Annotated in this window: 15 protein-coding genes; 3 read left to right on the forward strand and 12 right to left on the reverse strand. The window is 41.7% G+C overall.

All coding sequences use genetic code 11. The features are described from left to right. Positions 1 to 36 precede the first annotated feature (36 nt). On the reverse strand, positions 37 to 249 hold the full coding sequence (locus QNN06_RS15050) for an acetyl-CoA carboxylase biotin carboxyl carrier protein subunit (RefSeq protein ID WP_213115590.1): 213 nt from the start codon (positions 247 to 249) through the stop codon (positions 37 to 39). 260 nt (positions 250 to 509) lie between these two features. On the opposite strand from QNN06_RS15050, the gene QNN06_RS15055 reads away from it, so the two are divergent. Next, entirely contained in the window at positions 510 to 2,468 is a 1,959-nt protein-coding gene (locus QNN06_RS15055) for a helix-turn-helix domain-containing protein (protein WP_284037824.1), read from the forward strand. Between the two features lie 92 nt (positions 2,469 to 2,560). Next, a complete protein-coding gene (locus tag QNN06_RS15060) occupies positions 2,561 to 2,998 on the forward strand; it encodes an Rrf2 family transcriptional regulator (RefSeq protein ID WP_213115588.1) in 438 nt (145 codons plus the stop codon). Between the two features lie 43 nt (positions 2,999 to 3,041). Here QNN06_RS15060 and QNN06_RS15065 read toward each other — a convergent pair whose 3' ends face one another. From QNN06_RS15065 to QNN06_RS15115, 11 genes are all read right to left on the reverse strand, one after another. Further along, positions 3,042 to 4,397 carry an aspartate aminotransferase family protein gene (locus tag QNN06_RS15065; RefSeq protein ID WP_217034672.1) on the reverse strand — a complete coding sequence of 452 codons (1,356 nt, stop codon included), beginning with the start codon at positions 4,395 to 4,397 and terminating at the stop codon, positions 3,042 to 3,044. Between the two features lie 34 nt (positions 4,398 to 4,431). Further along, the gene (locus QNN06_RS15070; protein WP_213115586.1) at positions 4,432 to 5,898 is read right to left on the reverse strand and encodes a CoA-acylating methylmalonate-semialdehyde dehydrogenase; all 1,467 of its coding nucleotides are present in this window, start codon (positions 5,896 to 5,898) and stop codon (positions 4,432 to 4,434) included. Between the two features lie 154 nt (positions 5,899 to 6,052). Continuing rightward, positions 6,053 to 7,669, reverse strand: a complete 1,617-nt coding sequence (locus tag QNN06_RS15075; RefSeq protein ID WP_284037825.1) for a PucR family transcriptional regulator — start codon at positions 7,667 to 7,669, stop codon at positions 6,053 to 6,055. 76 nt (positions 7,670 to 7,745) lie between these two features. Next, the gene (locus tag QNN06_RS15080; protein WP_284037826.1) at positions 7,746 to 7,964 is read right to left on the reverse strand and encodes a hypothetical protein; all 219 of its coding nucleotides are present in this window, start codon (positions 7,962 to 7,964) and stop codon (positions 7,746 to 7,748) included. 11 nt (positions 7,965 to 7,975) lie between these two features. Further along, entirely contained in the window at positions 7,976 to 9,451 is a 1,476-nt protein-coding gene (locus QNN06_RS15085; protein ID WP_284037827.1) for an NCS1 family transporter, read from the reverse strand. A 125-nt stretch (positions 9,452 to 9,576) separates the two neighbouring features. Beyond that, a complete protein-coding gene (gene hydA / locus QNN06_RS15090; RefSeq protein ID WP_284037828.1) occupies positions 9,577 to 10,995 on the reverse strand; it encodes a dihydropyrimidinase in 1,419 nt (472 codons plus the stop codon). A 22-nt stretch (positions 10,996 to 11,017) separates the two neighbouring features. After that, positions 11,018 to 12,304 carry an NAD-dependent dihydropyrimidine dehydrogenase subunit PreA gene (preA, locus tag QNN06_RS15095; RefSeq protein ID WP_284037829.1) on the reverse strand — a complete coding sequence of 429 codons (1,287 nt, stop codon included), beginning with the start codon at positions 12,302 to 12,304 and terminating at the stop codon, positions 11,018 to 11,020. Positions 12,305 to 12,349: 45 nt separating this feature from the next. Further along, a complete protein-coding gene (locus QNN06_RS15100) occupies positions 12,350 to 13,717 on the reverse strand; it encodes an NAD(P)-dependent oxidoreductase (protein WP_284037830.1) in 1,368 nt (455 codons plus the stop codon). Positions 13,718 to 14,094: 377 nt separating this feature from the next. Then, on the reverse strand, positions 14,095 to 14,904 hold the full coding sequence (locus QNN06_RS15105) for a uroporphyrinogen-III synthase (protein ID WP_217034682.1): 810 nt from the start codon (positions 14,902 to 14,904) through the stop codon (positions 14,095 to 14,097). Between the two features lie 13 nt (positions 14,905 to 14,917). Then, on the reverse strand, positions 14,918 to 15,685 hold the full coding sequence (locus tag QNN06_RS15110; protein ID WP_213115580.1) for a cobalamin-binding protein: 768 nt from the start codon (positions 15,683 to 15,685) through the stop codon (positions 14,918 to 14,920). Positions 15,686 to 15,778: 93 nt separating this feature from the next. Beyond that, positions 15,779 to 17,359, reverse strand: coding sequence for a DHA2 family efflux MFS transporter permease subunit (locus QNN06_RS15115; protein WP_213115579.1), 1,581 nt, complete (start codon positions 17,357 to 17,359; stop codon positions 15,779 to 15,781). Positions 17,360 to 17,546: 187 nt separating this feature from the next. Here QNN06_RS15115 and QNN06_RS15120 point away from each other — a divergent pair, with 187 nt between their 5' ends. Then, positions 17,547 to 18,446, forward strand: coding sequence for a TetR/AcrR family transcriptional regulator (locus tag QNN06_RS15120; RefSeq protein ID WP_213115578.1), 900 nt, complete (start codon positions 17,547 to 17,549; stop codon positions 18,444 to 18,446). Positions 18,447 to 18,453 lie beyond the last annotated feature (7 nt).

Genomic DNA, 18,453 nt, shown 5'->3' on the forward strand with positions numbered 1-18,453 from the left:
AGTAAGCGCAAATATTCGTGTTAGGGCTGGATGGTGCTAATCAAACTTAATTAGGACATCTCCTTCGTTTACAAAATCTCCTTCATTTACCGATACTTCACTAACTGTCCCCTGCGCTTCTGCTGTAATGGGTATTTCCATTTTCATGGATTCCAAAATGACGACATCTTCACCAGGAGAAATCGTATCCCCTTCTTTTACTAGGACTTTAAAAACGTTGCCTGCCATATACGATGTGATGGAACTCATCTTATTTGCCACCTCCTTCTAAACAATCGCTTAAAGAAAGCGATTTCAAAAATTGTCGATTTGTGTCTGAATATTCAGTATTTACTTAAAGTATATAAAATTGGTAGAATTGACACAATGTAGGTTCATTTACATTTTAGGTAATATAAATAGAGTTTTTTACATTGAGGTGTTGTAAAGTGCTTAACCATTCTTTTCTAAGGACATTTCTAAAAAGGAAATTTTCCTTATCTTCCTATCAAATTTGGATTTATTCTCCCATGGAACACAAATGGGAGCTAATCGACAGCTATGCTTCTGATATTGAAAATAACGATTCCTCCGCACAGGAACTATCGCCTTTAAAACTGGCTCATCAAACCATTATTATGCTAGATTACCCACAGGGCTATAAAGTATATCTTTTATCCTCTGAAGAAAATATCACCCAAGAAAAAGAAAATATTGATATTTTTTATCATCTTTTATACCCCATATATACACAGTACGCTTTGAAATCGAAAAATTTAGAAATGGAAAAGCTGATTGAAGGAGTACAAAACATCACCTCCTCGCTCGACTTAGATGTGCTGCTGACAAAAATTCTTGATAATGTAGCCAGCATCATCCCTGGTGCTGACACAGCGGCCTTTTGGCTTTATAATCCAGTCATCGACCGGCTCGTTTGCAAGGCTTATAGGGGCTGGAAAATGGAAATTGAACAAGTAAAATATAGAGTTGGAGAATCAGTGACCGGGAAAATATTTTTAGATGGCAAACCGCGCATCTATAACTCCTTTCGCGAGGCAAATGAAGCTATGAAAGGGACTTCCAAGAAAAATGATGAACTTTTGAAAAAAGCTTTTCACGGAGGGAACGTAAACGCAACCATCTCAGTTCCCGTTAGTTTTCACAATGAAATTATTGGAGTTTTAGGAATACATCGGGTTAATCTTGAACATGAAATTACTGACTGGGATCTTAAACTATTAAAGGGACTGACTGCTCAAATTGCCATTGCCATCGAGAATGCCCGCCTTTTTACGGAAATAAACAGGAAAAATCAGGTCCTCATTAAACAGAATGAAGTGCATGCCACACTGACTCAGTTATCCATCCAAAATAAAGGGATTGATGCAATAGTCAAAGAGTTGACCCGAATGCTAGGAATGTCTTTAATTTTTGTCGATCTTTTAAAGAACGAATATTTCCCTGGCAGAGCTTTTTTATCCTTCAGTATGGAGGAATTAACACAGATTATCGGCGCAAAAAACTATCCGATATATGTAGATCTTTATGACCATGATGAGAAATATTTTTTTATCTATCCAATTATTACTGACAGCACTTGTACTGGCTGCCTAATAGTTTCTGCCGAGCGCTCAATTACTCAGCTCGAACACATGATTATTGAACGTGGCGGATCCGTATTGGCACTAGAATTGGCAAAACGGCAGTCCCTTACAGAATTCTACTTTAAAAAAACAAGTGATTTTTATCAAAATCTATTAAGAAAAGAAGCACCACGTCTTCTCTATAAACAAGGGCTTGATATAGGAATTGATTTAAATAATTACCTTTGCACAACGATCATCGAACTAACCAATTTTATTGACCATCATGTTTTGCAAACAAGTATTCACCGATTAGTTTCCAGGATCAAATCCAAGCTTACCGGGCTGGAAAAGATCGTTTTCGGAAATAGCAACAAAGTAATGCTTCTATTAACGTTTAAAACCATTAATGCTTTTCCGAGAGTCCTGAATAATATTAAAGAAATATTAAAAGAGTGGGAACAAAATGAAGGTGTGGCACTAAGGGCAGGAGTTGGCGGGGTGTATAAGGGTATAGAATCTGTCTATAAAACCCATAATGAAGCAGCTAGAGCCATTGCCTATTTAAGCTCCAGACATCGTTCTGGATTAATGGAATTTTCGGATATCGGCATTAACCGCCTCTTTTTAAATCAATCCAAAGAGGAAATCGAGAGATTTTTAGAAGAAATCTTTGGACCGCTAAATTCTAATAAACTGAGAAATAATGATTTGGAAAAAACATTAATCACTTATGTTCAAACGAATCAATCGGCGGTGAAAACGGCCGAGCTCCTTCATGTTCACATCAATACTTTGTATCAGCGGCTGAAAAAAATTGAGGATCTGTTAAGTGTTTCTCTTGAGGAACCTGAAAACAGATTGAAAATTCAGCTTGCCTGTCATTTAAAGGAGTCATTTTTTTAAATGTCCACTAGATTGTTTTCCGATTTATTCATTATCATTGTGTTATACTGAATGATAGATGATTGGAAAGAAGAAAAAGGAAGGCGAAGGGTATGTCCATCAGTAGTCGTTTTTCTGTAGGAATTCATATATTATCCTTGTTGGAAGTTAATAAAAATGAAGTCAATACTTCTGAATTTATTGCTAAGAGTGTTAACACAAATCCTGTAGTGATTCGAAAAATCATTGGGATGTTGAAGAACGCCGGTTTGGTCCATGTTAGGCCCGGTGTTGCCGGCGCAGACTTGGCAAAGGGCTTATCAGAAATAACATTATTGGATGTTTACAAGGCAGTTAATGTTGTATCAGATAATGAGTTGTTTAGCATCCATGAGGAGCCAAATCCGGCATGTATGGTCGGGAGAAATATTCAAGATACAATTGGTCCACTTTTCTCCACTGCGCAATTGGCTATGGAAAAAGTTCTGGCTAATGTAACGATCGAGGATGTTGTAAAAGGAATTTTGGAGAAGGAAAACCAAGCTCAATAAAAAAGAGCACTTTGTGAAACATCACGAGTGCTCTTTTTTTCACCTATTTTATCTTATCCAGAGCTTCTACCAGTGTTTTTACTAAAAAATTCAAATCCTTTTGTTCAATACTTAATGGCGGTGCCATGGTAAGAACGTTGTTATATCCGGCTACTGTTGCCCCGTTTTTACCAATGATAATGCCTTTTTCCTTGCAGCCGGCAATCACCTGGTTAACAAGGCTGACGTCCAGAGGCTCTTTTGTGCCCTTATCTTTTACTAGCTCGATACCAACTAATAGGCCTTTTCCACGGACATTGCCTACATACGGGTGGTCTTTGAGAAGGCCATTTAAATCATTTAACAATTGTTCTCCTAAATCCCGGGACCTATCAAAAAGCTTTTCTTTTTCCAAAATTTCGAGGTTTTTCAAAGCTAAAGCGCATGCTGCCGGATTTCCTCCAAATGTGTTGACATGACGGAAATAGTCGTATTCCTCGGTTCCTTTAAACGCTTCATATATATCTTTGCGTACAGCGGTTGCCGAAAGCGGCAGATACGCACTTGTTATACCCTTTGCCATCGTAATAATGTCAGGTTTGACTCCATAATTCATAAAACCAAACGGCTTGCCTGTACGGCCAAATCCACAAATGACCTCATCGACAATGAGAAGCGCTCCATGTTTTTTGCATACTTCATGGGCTGCCTTCATATATCCATCTGGTGGTACGAGAACGCCGCCGCCTGTAATAATTGGTTCCATGATCATTGCAGCGATCGTTTCACTTAACTCCCAGGTCATCGTTTTATCGATTTCCTGAACGGAGGATAATTTCATTGGATCCGTAACATTCGTATTATCACGGTAGGAATCCGGAGGCGAGACATGAATGAAACCAGGTGCAAGCGGTTCATATTTATATTTCCTTTGCGCCTGACCGGTAGCTGCAAGCGTACCAATTGTGTTTCCGTGGTACCCACGGTATCTTGAAACAATCTTGTAGCGATTATGTTCACCTTTTTGCTGGTGGTATTGGCGCACGATTTTAAACGCAGTTTCATTTGCTTCGGAGCCGCTGTTCGAGAAGAAAATTACATATTCGTCTCCGAGCATTTCGTTTAACTTTTCAGCCAGTTTTATTGCTGGAACATGGCTTTGTGATAAGGGAAAATAGGCCAATTCCTTTAATTGTTCATACGCTGCATCGGCCAGCTCCGTTCTTCCGTAGCCAATATTTACACACCAGAGGCCAGACATCGCATCCAAATAACGTTTTCCGTCTACATCAGTCACCCACGAGCCTTCTGCCTTCTCGACAACAATCGTCGCATCTGGGCTGTAAGGCCGCATCGCATGCCAAACATATTTATCATCTTTGTCTAACAACTTTTCCTGCGAACGATCCGTATGAACCATAAAATCCCCTCCAATTCTTACAGTTATTTTATAGTTATGCTTCAAACCGAGAAGTGATCATTTTCTTCCTAGTATAGAAATTTAGCCCGTCTTTTCCATTAACGTGTAGGTCACCATAGAAGGAGTCCTTCCATCCGGAGAATGGGAAGAAAGCCATCGTGGCTGGCACTCCTACATTGATTCCCAGCATGCCTGCATCTGCCTCTTCACGAAACTTTCGGACGGCTTTGGCGCTGTTTGTGTATATGGTCGCTCCATTTCCATAACGGGACCTGCGAATAAATTCCAAGCCTTCATCCAAATCTTTGGCACGGAGCAAACTTAAAACAGGTGCAAAAATTTCATCCTTGGCAATCGTCATTTCAGGATCGACATGGTCAAAGATAGTCGGTCCTAAAAAGTTGCCCTTTGGATGGTCACTCATTTCCTTGCGTCCATCCCTGATTAGATCAGCACCTTCGGATAATCCTTTTTCAATATAACTAAGCACTTTATCACGGTGTTCCTTGCGAATAACCGGGGTTAATAAAACTTCTTCATCCATGCCGTTACCGATATTTAACTTGTCTGCTTCTCTCTTTAATGCTGCAACAAACGCGTCATTATCTCCGACGACAACGACTGCACTGCAGGCCATACAACGCTGTCCGGCGCTGCCAAAGGTTGCACTCATTACATGCTGAACAGCCCTATCGATATCCGCATCTGGCATGACAATATGATGGTTTTTTGCACCGGAAAGGGCTTGAACCCGTTTGCCTTCCCCAGCAGTCCGCTCATATACATACTTCGCTACCGGCTGAGATCCGACAAACGAAATGGCCGCAACGTCCTTATGTTCAATTAATCCATTTACCACATCATGCGCTCCGTGAACGACATTTAAAACCCCCTTCGGTGCTCCCGCCTCCGTAAATAACTCTACTAATCTATTGGCTAAAATAGGAGTACGTTCAGATGGCTTTAACACAAACGTGTTTCCGCAAGCGATGGCGAGTGGGAACATCCACATTGGCACCATCATCGGAAAGTTAAATGGTGTGATTCCTCCGACGACCCCTAATGGATAGCGGAACATTTCCGAATCAATGTCTTCGGCGATTCCTGACAAAGTCTCGCCCATCATTAATGTTGGCGCCCCGCACGCGAACTCAACACACTCAATTCCGCGCTGCACCTCGCCATACGCTTCGTTGTAAGCCTTGCCATTTTCTTGGACAATTAAGCGGGCCAATTCCTCGTGGTTCTCTGTTAATAGATGATGATATTTGTAGAAAACACGGGCTCTTTTCGGTACAGGAACGTTCTTCCATTTCTTAAAAGCCTCTTTCGCTGCTGCAACTGCCAAATCCACATCATCCTTTGTTGAAACCGGCACCTTGATTAATAGTTCATTTGTCGCCGGATTCGGTACATCCAGCGTCACTTCGCTGCTTGAATTGACCCATTCACCATTAATATAATTTTTTAAAACGGTTGTATCATTTTTTGTTACGCTCATCCTAGATCCTCCATTTTTTAAAATTTATTTATAAGTTGATTATCTCTTATCCATAAAAAGCAATCATTAGACATTTTGTAAAACGACTAAGTGCATTTCTTCGACAGTGTGAACATCCTCATCAAAAAATAGAATAGCCCTCTGAATCTCCCCTTCAACGGACCCGATTGAGTTTACTCGGCTGGGAAGCTGCTAGATAATCATGTACGAGCAGCATAAATTCAATCGCCACCCGCTTCTCGCGTTCCATAAAATCCTCACCAAGAAGGTTTTCCAGCTTTTGCAGGCGATGATAAAGCGTCTGCCTCACTATATATAATTTATTGGCTGTCTCTTGTTTGGAGCCGTTACATTCTAAATAAGCCTTCAAGGTTTCTAACAGCTTTGCATTATATTTTTGGTCGTATTGAATGACAGGCTGCAGGTACTCTGAGGCCAATTCCTGCAAGTCGGTTTGCTTGCTAAGCTGGGAAATAAGTCTATATAAATGCAAATCTTCATAAAAATGATAGATTTGCTGATGTGACATATTTTTTTGAATCCGCAGTGTTTCCTTGGCAGTTTGATAGCTTTTATGTACCTCGCATAATGAATCTGAAAACTTCCCTGCAGCGGCAGTAAACCGAGCTGATGTTTGCTTACGGAAAAATTCGGAATTTCGGATAGAGTCAATTGAATTTTTAACCCGATCCTTCAAATTCTTCTTGTCCCGGTTATTGATAAGGATAAAGATCAGTTCATTCCTTTTTTCAACGATAAAAACAGTGAAGCCGTTTTGTTCAAAAACCGAGCGAAATAATAGCTTCAGATAGGTTGCGTCATGACTAGATTTATCTTTTACCGGGAAAAGCCTCGAAATGACCACTACCGCTTTATTTGTTTTTACCGTCAACCCATTTTCAACGAGGTATTCCTGAATATCTTCGAGTGAATGCTCACCTTCAAGCCAGCCGTGCAGCCATTCGAATTCCTCTGCCCGCTTCTTTTCCTCCACATATAAATCCCTTAATAAATGCTGGGCTAAAGCTGTCGCGGTTCGGTCCAGAATTAATAAATCGTATTCGCTGATCGGAATATCTGCTGAATAGATCGCTAATTCTGCGTATGACTGCCCGAATAAAAATACAGGTACAGAAGCGATGCGATCGCTTCCCTGTTCTTTTGTAGTTTGCATCTGCTCCAGAATATGGGCTTGTTCTTTCGAGGAGATATCCGGAACAAATTCATAACCCTGATTTTTTAGACGAAAAATAATTTGAACATCTAATGCTGAAAAGATAAATTGCAAAATGTCCTCATACGCTTCAATGGTCAGAAGCCGTTTATTTAGGCTTTGCGAATAATTTTCTAAATCGGAAATTTTTTTGTACTGCTGGCTGATAATCACGGAATGAATGTCCTGGGTGATTTCAACAAACGGGACCTCCTCTTGAAAAATGATAATTGGGAATTGGTGTTCATTGGCAAGTGAAATGACTTCTTCGGGAATTTCCGAAATATAAGTATCCATTTCAATGCATAATCCTGCTGCCTGGTTTTCAATAAACTCTTTCACCATGGAAATAAAAAGACTGGGCTGATCCTTCCAAGCAACACCCGTTGATAAAATCAGTTCTTGGCCTTTTAAGAGATTCCGAATACTGATCACTTCTACTACATGCACCCATTTGACAATTCGGGTCACCCCCTCCTGTCCGGCAATGATACGTGTATTGTCAAAGTGCTTTCTTTCTAAAATATCTAACACTTTAAGCTGGAATTGTTCTTTCATCCCGCAGTTCTCCCCTAAAAATGTCAGCTATATTTCGGAAAAGGACTGGCTCGAGGCCAATCCATTTCCGAAACCATTATTTGCCCATTGAGTTCTGTTTGATCAAAAGGCTGGAAAAATATTTTCGGGCATTTGCATTGCTAATCAACAAAGTTTCAGTAACGTTACCATTTGGATGAACAAATTCAACAGTAGCCCCATCCAAATGCTCATTTACAGAATGTATTCGATATCCCTTTTGCATGAAAAAGTCTATTTTGTCCCTTTCCGCAAGAAATTGTTGATGCTCAGACATGTCCCGCCTCCTTAAAATAAATCTAGATTTTCAGGGATTTCTTCGGTAACAGTTTCATGAATGGAATCTTCCTCAATCACCCAGTCCCTTCCGACAGATATTCCTAAATATTTTTCATCCCTTGGCTCTTCAATCTCAGCCTGGCGGTAAAGTTTAAACCACCAATATTTAGCAAGAACATAATAAACGGCTGCACCTGCAAGAAAGCCTACGAGAAAGCCATATTCCGGAACAAAATAAGATGCTACTGCCCCAATAATCCAAGCAATAAAACCGGCAGCGTTTACTCCGCCAAGGTATTTAAATTGCCCATGATCTTCATATAGTTCCGGAACATTGACCCTTCTTTTTCGAATCAGATAGTAATCGGCAAACAAAATACCAACTATAGCCGAAAGGATTCCCCCTACAAATAAAAGAATCGGGATAATAACACCAAACAGCTCCCACGGCTGGACGACCGTTCCGACGATGCCAGCTGTAATTACACCTGCCCAAAACGGAAACTTAGGACCGCCCACGTTGGAAAAAATGGTCGCAGCTGGGACAACATTGGCGGCTGTATTGGTTGACCATTGAGCCAACACAATCATTAATAGTAAAATAGCAAGAATGAAACCGCCGGCAGCCTTCTGCAGAGCCACCACAGGATCATAATTTAGTACCGCAATATATGAAACTGCACCGATAATAATCATAAAAGTCTGTGTTAATGGCATCGCAACAAGGTTACCAATCAACGAGCCTTTATTCCGCTTAAACCAGTTCTTTTCATTGGCAGGTGCCTTGATAAACCGAGATATCGTTGGAATATCAGCGCTTAAGGTCGCCCAAAAGCCCATGTTAGAAAAAATAACGACTAAAAACGCCGTAAAAGCAGCTCCGCCCGTAACTGGTGATTCGACCCAGCTCCAAATCTCCCTTCCGGCTGCTGAGGCCTGGTCTGATAACGACACATACATCCAAAGAGAGATAATAAGAATAATCGGCGCTGCCAAATCGGCAAACCGCTCAATCGATTTAATTCCCAAAGCGGTGTTGACCAACTGAACAATTGCAAAAATAAGGAAGCAAATAAACCAGTTATCAAAGTCAAATAAAATATTTAAAATACCGTTCATTGCCGTTGCCCCAAAATAGGTGTTAATCCCAAACCACATTGACGCAGTCACACCACGGGTAACTGAAGGAATATGCGTTCCGATGGTGCCGAATGGCGCCCTCATATAGACCGGAAAGGATAACCCATGTTCAATCCCAATGTCCGCAATTAAAGAGATGAAGAAACCGATAGCAAGACTACCGATAATCGTTGCAAGGATTACCCAAGGCAGCGACAGGGTCATGACCCCCGCTCCGCCAATGGCGAAGGTGGCAAGAACGACGACCATCCCCACCCACATAAAGGAGTAGCCTAAATTGGTGATTTTCCGGTCCTTTTGCTGGATGGGCAATAAATCGGGTGATTTTAAATGGCTTTTTTTCATATGAACACTCCAATTCGGTTAATTTTTTTAAAAAAAATTAATGAAAACAACCGACATGAACAATTCATTTAAGGTGCAATCACTCGAGCACGCCCGAGCAATTGCAGGAGTGTAAGATAGGTTTGCTAGATTGATAGTGTTTCATTCTGATTTAACGGTGTGGTTGAACTATATTTCGCCCTTTTCAAGTATTGACCAGAGCCTGGCTTGCCTACGAATTGCTTGTCGCGGACCACGTATTCGCCGCGGACTAGAACGGAAACTGGCTCTCCAGTGACTTTCATTCCTTCAAAGGCATTGTAATCAACTGCCATATGATGGGTTTCAGCTGAAATCACCCGCTCTATGTTCGGGTCAAAAATGACAATGTCGGCATCCGCACCGACAGCAATTGTTCCCTTTTTCGGGAAGAGACCAAAAAGCTTGGCAATCCGCGTCGAGGTAATGTCAACAAACTGATTTAGACTGATTCTTCCCTTCTTTACCCCCTCCGAAAATAAAATGGTAAGACGATCTTCAATCATTGGTCCCCCATTTGGAATCTTCGTAAAATCGCCACGTCCCAGGTCCTTTTGGCCATTGAAATCAAATGAGCATTGGTCAGATCCCAATGTTTGCAGCTGGCCGCTTTTTAATGCATTCCAAAGGACATCTTGATTCCATTTTTCACGGAGTGGCGGTGACCAGACGTATTTCGCACCTTCGAAATTCGGTTTTTCCAAATAGCTTTGATCAAGAACTAGATATTGCGGGCAGGTTTCACCCCAAACCTCATACCCTTTAGCCCTCGCTTCCGCAATTTTTTCAACCGCATCCGCACAGGAAACATGGACGACATATAATTGAGAATTGGCCAGACCGGTAAAGCGGGCAGCGCGGCCAGTCGCTTCACCCTCCAACTCCGGCGGTCTTGTTAAGGCATGATAAATCGGATCCGTTTTCCCTTCTGCGAGGGCCTTTTTCGTTAAGTAATCAATAACATCCCCGTTCTCGGCATGGACCATGACCAGTGCGCCTAGTTCCTTTGCCGTCACAAGCGTCTTAAATAAGGTCTCATCATCTGCTTGGAAGACGTTTTTATACGCCATAAACACTTTAAAGGAGGTGATTCCTTCCTCATTTATGACTTGAGGTAATTCATTAAGTACTTGATCATTGATTTCGCTAATCATGAGGTGGAAGCTATAATCAATGACGGCTTTATTATTGGATTTGTTATGCCAGGTTTGAATCGCATTTTTCAAGGGTTCACCCTTATTGGTCAGGCAAAAATCGATGATCGAGGTTGTGCCTCCGAAGGCAGCTGCGATCGTTCCCGATTCAAAGTCATCCCTCGTTACAGTACCGCCAAATGGCATGTCTAGATGGGTGTGTGGGTCAATTCCTCCGGGAAAGACGAGGCAGCCTTTTGCGTCAATCACTTCTGCTCCAACAGCCGAAAGATTGGCGCCAATTTGTGTGATTTTGCCGTCTTCAATTAAAATTTCTCCTTTAAACGTATCTGCCGCTGTAACAATCGTTCCGTTTTTAACGATTTTTTTCATTGGTTTGGCCCCTCCTAATCTATCATTTAGTTGTATCCACTTTGCAAGTTACGGCTGCGTTAATAGCAGCCTGACGTTCATTCCAAGTCATGGGCGGCATTTCATTCGGGACTTCAATCATATCAATTGCCCCATCTACCGGACAGACAATCGCGCATAAGTTGCAGCCGACACAATCCTCTTCCCGCACTTTCAGATAGTTTTTTCCTGATGTATCAGAAAGCATTTCAATACATTGATGCGATGTATCCTCACAGGCTATATAACATTTGTTACAGTTAATGCAAACATCCGTATTGATTTTCGCTACGATATTGTAGTTCAGATCAAGATTTCCCCAATCCGAGTATTTCGGCACTGATTTGCCGATAATGTCGGAAACAGCAGCAATGCCCTTGCCGTCTAAGTAATGATTCAGCCCCTCAATCATATCCTCGACAATCCGGAAGCCGTGATGCATTGCGGCGGTACAGATTTGAACTCCGGTTGCCCCCATCAGCATAAATTCAACCGCATCTCGCCAGTTGGAGATGCCGCCGATTCCGGAAATCGGGACATTGATTTGTGGATGTCTGGCGCACTCTGCCACCATATTTAAGGCAATTGGCTTTACGGCAGGACCGCAATAACCGCCATGGGCACCCTTCCCAGCGACATGCGGGATCGTATTCCAAGTATCAAGGTCCACGCCCATAAGGCTGTTTATCGTGTTAATCATACTAATCGCATCGGCACCGCCGTTACAAGCCGCTTCCGCAGTTGCTGTAATATCGGTAATATTAGGAGTTAGCTTAACGATAACTGGCGTTTTTGCCACTTCTTTTACCCATAAGGTTTGTTTTTCTACAAGGGCCGGCACCTGGCCTGAGGCTGAACCCATGCCCCGCTCTGCCATGCCGTGCGGACATCCGAAATTCAGCTCAAGTCCATCGACCCCGACATCCTCCACACGTTTGACAATTTCGTGCCATTTTTCCTGCTTTGGCTCAACCATAAGAGAGGCGATGATGGCATGATTCGGGAATTTCTTTTTCGTTTCATAGATTTCCTTTAAATTTACATCGAGCGGCCGGTCGGTAATTAATTCAATATTGTTAAAGCCTGCGACCCGCTGGCCGTTAAAACTGATGGCAGCAAAGCGGGAGCTTGTATTCAGTATGGGATCCCCTAGCGTTTTCCAGACAGCCCCTCCCCACCCTGCCTCAAAGGCCCGTTGAACCTGATAGCCTGAATTTGTCGGTGGTGCAGACGCCAGCCAAAATGGATTTGGCGATTTGATCCCTGCGAGGTTAATCCGTAAATCAGCCATCAAATTTCCCCCTTTAAAGTTTTTCACGAGATTAATAAACTCGGGTCAAGTAGTTCCCACCGTAGTAAATTGTTTGTGAATGGCATAAGCAACTTCTTTCCCTTGCTGGGCAGCCGTCACAACCATGGCTTCCCCTTGTCCTTTGCCAAAAATCACATCGCCGCAGGCAAATACCTTTGGATTTGATGTCTGCAATGTAACCGGGTCAACCTTAACCACACCTCCGTCGTGCTTCAGTCCAAACTGGTCAATTAAGGAGAGATGCCTTGTTTGTCCGATAGCTTTTACCACAGCATCAACCGGAATGACATGTTCTGAGCCGGCAACCGCAACAGGACGGCGCCGTCCATCCGCCTCAGGTTCACCTAGCTTCATCTTTAAACACTCAATTCCTGTCACCTTGCCGTTCTCATTTCCAATAATCCTTTGCGGTGCAGTCAGCCAGCGGAATTCGACACCATCCTGTTTGGCAAACTCATATTCAAAATCGTAGGCTGTCATTTCATCCGCCGTTCTCCGATAGAGGATTTTCACGTTTTCAGCCCCTAGCCGAATGGAACAGGTCGCACCGTCAATGGCTGTATTCCCTGCGCCAATTACAACAATGCGTTTACCTACAAAATCATTCGACATTACTCCATCCTTGGTTTTTTTGACAAATTCAATGGCATCATAAACCCCATCCAGCTCCTCGCCTTCTATGCCAAGGTCTGGCACATGACCCATCCCAGCCGCAAGGACGACATGATTGAACCCTTCCATTAATTCTTCAACCGAAATGTCCCTTCCAACCACCGTATTGGTTCGAATGGTGACATCTAATTTTTCCACCTGCTCAACTTCCCAGAAGGAAATCCGCTGCGGTAACCGGAACGAAACAATACCATACGTATTTAGTCCACCCGCCTTTTCAGCTGCTTCAAAAACAGTCACCTCATAACCTAGCCGAGCAAGCTCACTTGCCGCTGACAATCCGGCTGGACCTCCACCAATTATGGCAACCTTCCTTCCGTTTGCTTCACCTTTTGCAAATAGAGTTGTATTATTGTGGATAGCCCAATCTGTTGAATAGCGCTGTAGATTGCCAATCATGATCGATTTTGTGGAGTGATTCAGGACACATGCACCCTCACAGAGTTCCTCTGTCGGGCATACTCTTGCGCAGCTTGCTCCTACTGGGTTAGCAGACATAATCGCTTTTGCAGATCCAAGCAAGTTTCCTGAGGCAATTTTTTTAATAAAGGCAGGAATATTGATGCCTGTGGGACAGGCTTTGATACATGGGGCATCATAACAGTAGAGGCAGCGATTAGATTCTTCGATCGCTTCTTGATTCGTAAGTCCCGGCTCAACCTCTCGAAAGTTTTTTTGAAGATTCGTTAAGGAAATTCGTTGTATTTTTTCGATTGCCAAGTAAAAGCCCTCCCTTTTTGTTCATAGAGACAACATTAATGAAAGCGCTTTAATATATAAATTTTTTTAACCCCCTTTTTCAATATATATTTTACAAAACTGTGCATACTCCATTTATTTTACAGTTTGTAAATCGGCATTACACCTTACATCCTGTTAAATAGTTCTACCTATTCTTTAATCACTATGTAAAAAGAATCCTATCAGATACACAAATATTATTAGCTGTACTTTTTTCTGAATACTTTTTCAATTTAACACAATTCATCTGAAAATATTGTAAAAAAATGACGTATGGTCAATTTTCCTTACAAACTTTTTTATCGACACTTTTTTCAAGCCAAAAAAAGTGCTCCAAAAGGAGCACATACATACTGTTAGGCGTTGAAATATTTGACAAGTTCGATAATCATTGCACCCATTCTTTCATTTTCGGGAACTACGAGACGGTTTACACCTTCTTCTCTTAAGGCTTCAGCGGTCACTTTTCCCACTGCCGCGGCTACTATGTTTTTATTCAAAGAATGTACTATACGATCATAAATATTTTGCTCCCTAGCATAATCAAAAAGCGAGTGAACCTGTGTTGCCGTAGTAAAACATACAGCATCACACTCAATAATCATTAATTCTTGAGACAATTTTTCAACAATCTCCTGCTCAGGCGCGATGTGCTGATAAGGGAGGATTTTTTGGACCGCCCCGCCTCGGCTTTCAAAAAACGCCGTTAACGTCGGTGCTAATTCCCCGTGCAGCTGTATCATAATCTTTTTATTGGAAAAATCGTAGGACTCAAGTGCTTGAGCTAATCCCTTTGTAGTGCCATCCTCTGCTGTGACAACCGGTTGTACCGCTAATTTTTTTAGCGCCGAAATCGTTTTATAGCCTCTTACCGCCACCTTAGCCTCACGCAGTCTTTTTAAGAAAAGCTCCTCTAAACCGAGCTTTCCCGCTAAGCTAACAAGTGTTTCGGTTCCAATTCCGGTTGTAAGGATTACCCAATCAGCCCCATTTTCTACAAATTTCACTAAGTCAGGCTCCACTTCCTTTTCAGCTAAAAAAACTGTCCCTTGGAGGGGCCGGATAATTGGAATTCCGCCTTGTTTCTCAATGATCGTACTAATCTCTTCGATTTTTCTTGAACCACAAACAACTATCTTCTTTCCTTGCAACCCTTTTTCGTTCATATTTAACACCTTCTTATTTATGTATAAGCTCATATAATTTTTCCAAGCCATCTAATAGTCTTGGTGATGGACGGCAGTATAGTTCTTCCTCGAGGATGAGAATATGATCATCTGTCAAATAGTTTAAGCGTTCATAACCGGGCCGCTTCTTGACAACATTCTTTTGAACCTTCTCCCTACGGACTCCGACCCAGGCGAGACAAATAAAGTCAGGCTCCCGGTTTAAAACATCCTCCCAATCGGTCTGAACACTTGCCAATTCCACATCTGCATAAACGTTCTTTGCACCTGCAGCCACTGAAATTTCAGTCAGCCAATTTATTTTTCCCGGCGTGAAAATCGGTTTTGGCCACCATTCCCAATATAATGTAGGACGATTCGTTACCTTGGCGGCTAAGGATTTAATAGCTTCAAGCCTTTCGCAAAATTTCTTCGCAGCCGTCGTCCCCCGTTCCGGCATTCCAAGTATTTCAGCGGTTATAATTAAGTCCCGCTCAATATCGTTTAATGATTGCGGGTTTAAAACAATATGAGGAATCCCCCGCTCCTTAAGGGCCTCTACATTTTTCTCCATTCCGGGTACACTTAGTGAAGCCAGAACCATATCTGGCTGCAGCTCTTCAACTAAGTCCATATTTATTGATAAATCGGGCCCCAATTTAGGCAGACCTGAAACAGATGCAGGCCAATCTGAAAAATCGTCAACACCCGCTAAAAGGTGTGTCAATCCCAGGTACTCCATCAGTTCTGTATTACTCGGACATAACGAAATCACTCGCAAAGCTTACATCTCCTTCCGAAACATCTCTTCTTTTCATTATATATAAAAACCAGGCATCCGAAAGGAATACCTGGTAAAAAGTTTGGTGGAGGATTAATTTCCTGCTAATTTTGTTGTTGCCTTGGTACCTGCCGGCTTTGTTTCACCAGGATCTTCCGCCTGCTTTGCCCGCTTAATAAAGAAGGCGAGAACGAGTGCAACCGCCGAAATGGCTGTCGCAAAGACGAAGGAGTAATTAATTCCATCTAACATGGCTTTCATCATAATTTCTTGTTTCATTTGCGAGATAACTTCCGGTGTCGGTGCCTGTGCAGCGTTCTTCAATGTTGCCTGAGCAGCCGCTCCAAGTTCTTCTGCCTTTGAAGTTGTCCGGTTGGTCATTACCGTTACTAACAAGGCTGTACCAATCGCGCCAGCCACCTGGTTTAAAGTATTGTTCATTGCTGTACCATGTGGATATAAGCGGGCTGGTAATTGGTTTAAGCCATTAGTTGATACCGGCATCATGACCATCGACATGCCAAACATGCGGACGGAATATAGAATAATCAAGTGTGTATACGAAGTATGCAGCTCAAGTTTAGTAAACATAAAAGTTGTTACTGTCAATATAGTTAAACCGGTAAGAGCCAAGATACGGCCGCCAAACTTATCAAACAGTTTTCCTGTGATTGGCGACATGATTGACATCAAAATTGCTCCAGGGAGCAGCATTAAACCGGCATCCATAGGTGATATACCGCGAATGGTCTGGACATAAATCGGCAGTAAAATCATTCCTGAAAACAATGCCATATTGACAACCATGGCGATTGCAGAAGATAAAGCAAACATTGGGTATTTATAAACACGGAAATTCAGTAAAGGACTTTCTTGTTTTAATTGTCGCAAAATAAACACGATCAAGCAGACAACCCCAATAATAATTGAGCCATAGACAATCGGGTCATCCCAGCCTCCTTGGCCCCATGTACTGCCGCCTGTATCGCCTGAAGTATTTCGCTTTCCAGCGGAACTAAATCCATAAAGGATTCCGCCAAAGCCAAGACTAGATAGCGCAAGTGAAATTAAATCAATACGCATATTCATTTTTTCTTTTTTATCCTTCAGTAAGAAAAAGCCGATTAATACAACAACGACTGCTATTGGTGTAATAAAGTGGAAGAGCATTCTCCAATCATAATGTTCAATAATCCAGCCTGAAAGTGTAGGCCCGATGGCTGGTGCGGACATTAAGATAAGACCGAACACCCCCATTGCAGTTCCCCTTTTTTCAACAGGAAAGCTTACTAACATAACATTCATCAACAGCGGCATTAAGATTGCAGAACCTGAGGCCTGCAGCATCCGCCCGCCTAATAATATAGGAAAAACGTGGGCAGTTCCTGCGAGAATTGTTCCAGCCAAAAATAATAGCATTGCCGATAAGAACAATCGTCGAACAGAATATTTTTGAATTAAATAAGCCGTGGAAGGAATTAAAATTCCGTTAACTAGCATAAAGCCAGTGGTCAACCACTGCACAGTTGATGCTTCCACATCTAAGTCCTTCATAATCGAAGGCAAAGCAATATTTAATAATGTATTATTTAAGAACGCAATAAAAGCACCGACCATTAAAACCGCTATAATGCCATATGGCGGCCGGCCGGACTTATTTATGGTTTGATCCATTCTATTTCCCCCTATAAACTAGTTGTTCATTTTTTTATACCCCTGTTTCATACTTACATAATAATATACGCGCTGTTCAATTTTTGCAATAAAAAAATCTGCGCGTTTTATTGGTTTGTAAACTAGTAAAAATTCAGGTACTATGATTTTATACACTCAGTACAAAAAAAAATCAAGGTGATAAATGATGAATGATCGAAAAAAGCATGTTGTCAAAATGGCACATCAGCTATTTATTGATAAAGGGTTTCAGTCAACATCGATTCAGGATATTTTAGAGTACAGCGGCATTTCCAAAGGGACCTTTTATAATTACTTTTCCTCAAAAAATGAATTATTACTTGCAATATTTAATTCAGTCTATTCTGAGTTAGAAACAAGACGAAATGAATTATTAATTGGCCAGGACCGTTCAGATATTGAAATTTTCATACATCAGATTGAATTTCACTTAAAGGGAAATCGGAAAAACAAGTTAATCACCCTTTTTGAAGAAGTTTTGGTTTCGAATGATACTGAACTTAAACAGCATATTGAACGTGGCCGGGTGAAGAACATTCATTGGATTTACCATCGGCTTATTGACATATTTGGCGAAAAAAAGAAAGAATATTTATTAGATTGCGCTATTATGTTTATGGGAATTCTTAGAGAAAACCTTAAATTTTCGATGATGGCGCAGCAATCGAATGCTAATCTCAGTCGAGTAGTGCGATATTCAGTAAATCGGCTGGTCAATATGGTGAATGATGTGGCTGAAAATGACGAGCAGCTAATTCAGCCGCAAGCTTTGGAAAGCTGGTTCCCTAACTGCAAAAAGACACAACATGATTTTCAAAAGCGGCTTCACCATTCCATATTCACCTTAAAGAACAAAATGGACCAAAATGAACAATCTCCCTTTATGAATCTTTTGGATTTTATCGAAGAAGAGTTGCTGGATGCGAAAAATCCACGTAAATTCTTAATTGATAGCGCTCTAATCTCGTTAAAAACACAGCAAGGCGAAATATTGAAGGAATGCCTCAATAAATTGGAGACTTTAGTTGAAGATTTTTTTAACAGTCTCGAGAACTCTGATGAATAGATAGAAA

This window comes from Neobacillus sp. 114, from assembly GCF_030127045.1.
GTDB lineage: Bacteria > Bacillota > Bacilli > Bacillales > Cytobacillaceae > Neobacillus > Neobacillus rhizophilus.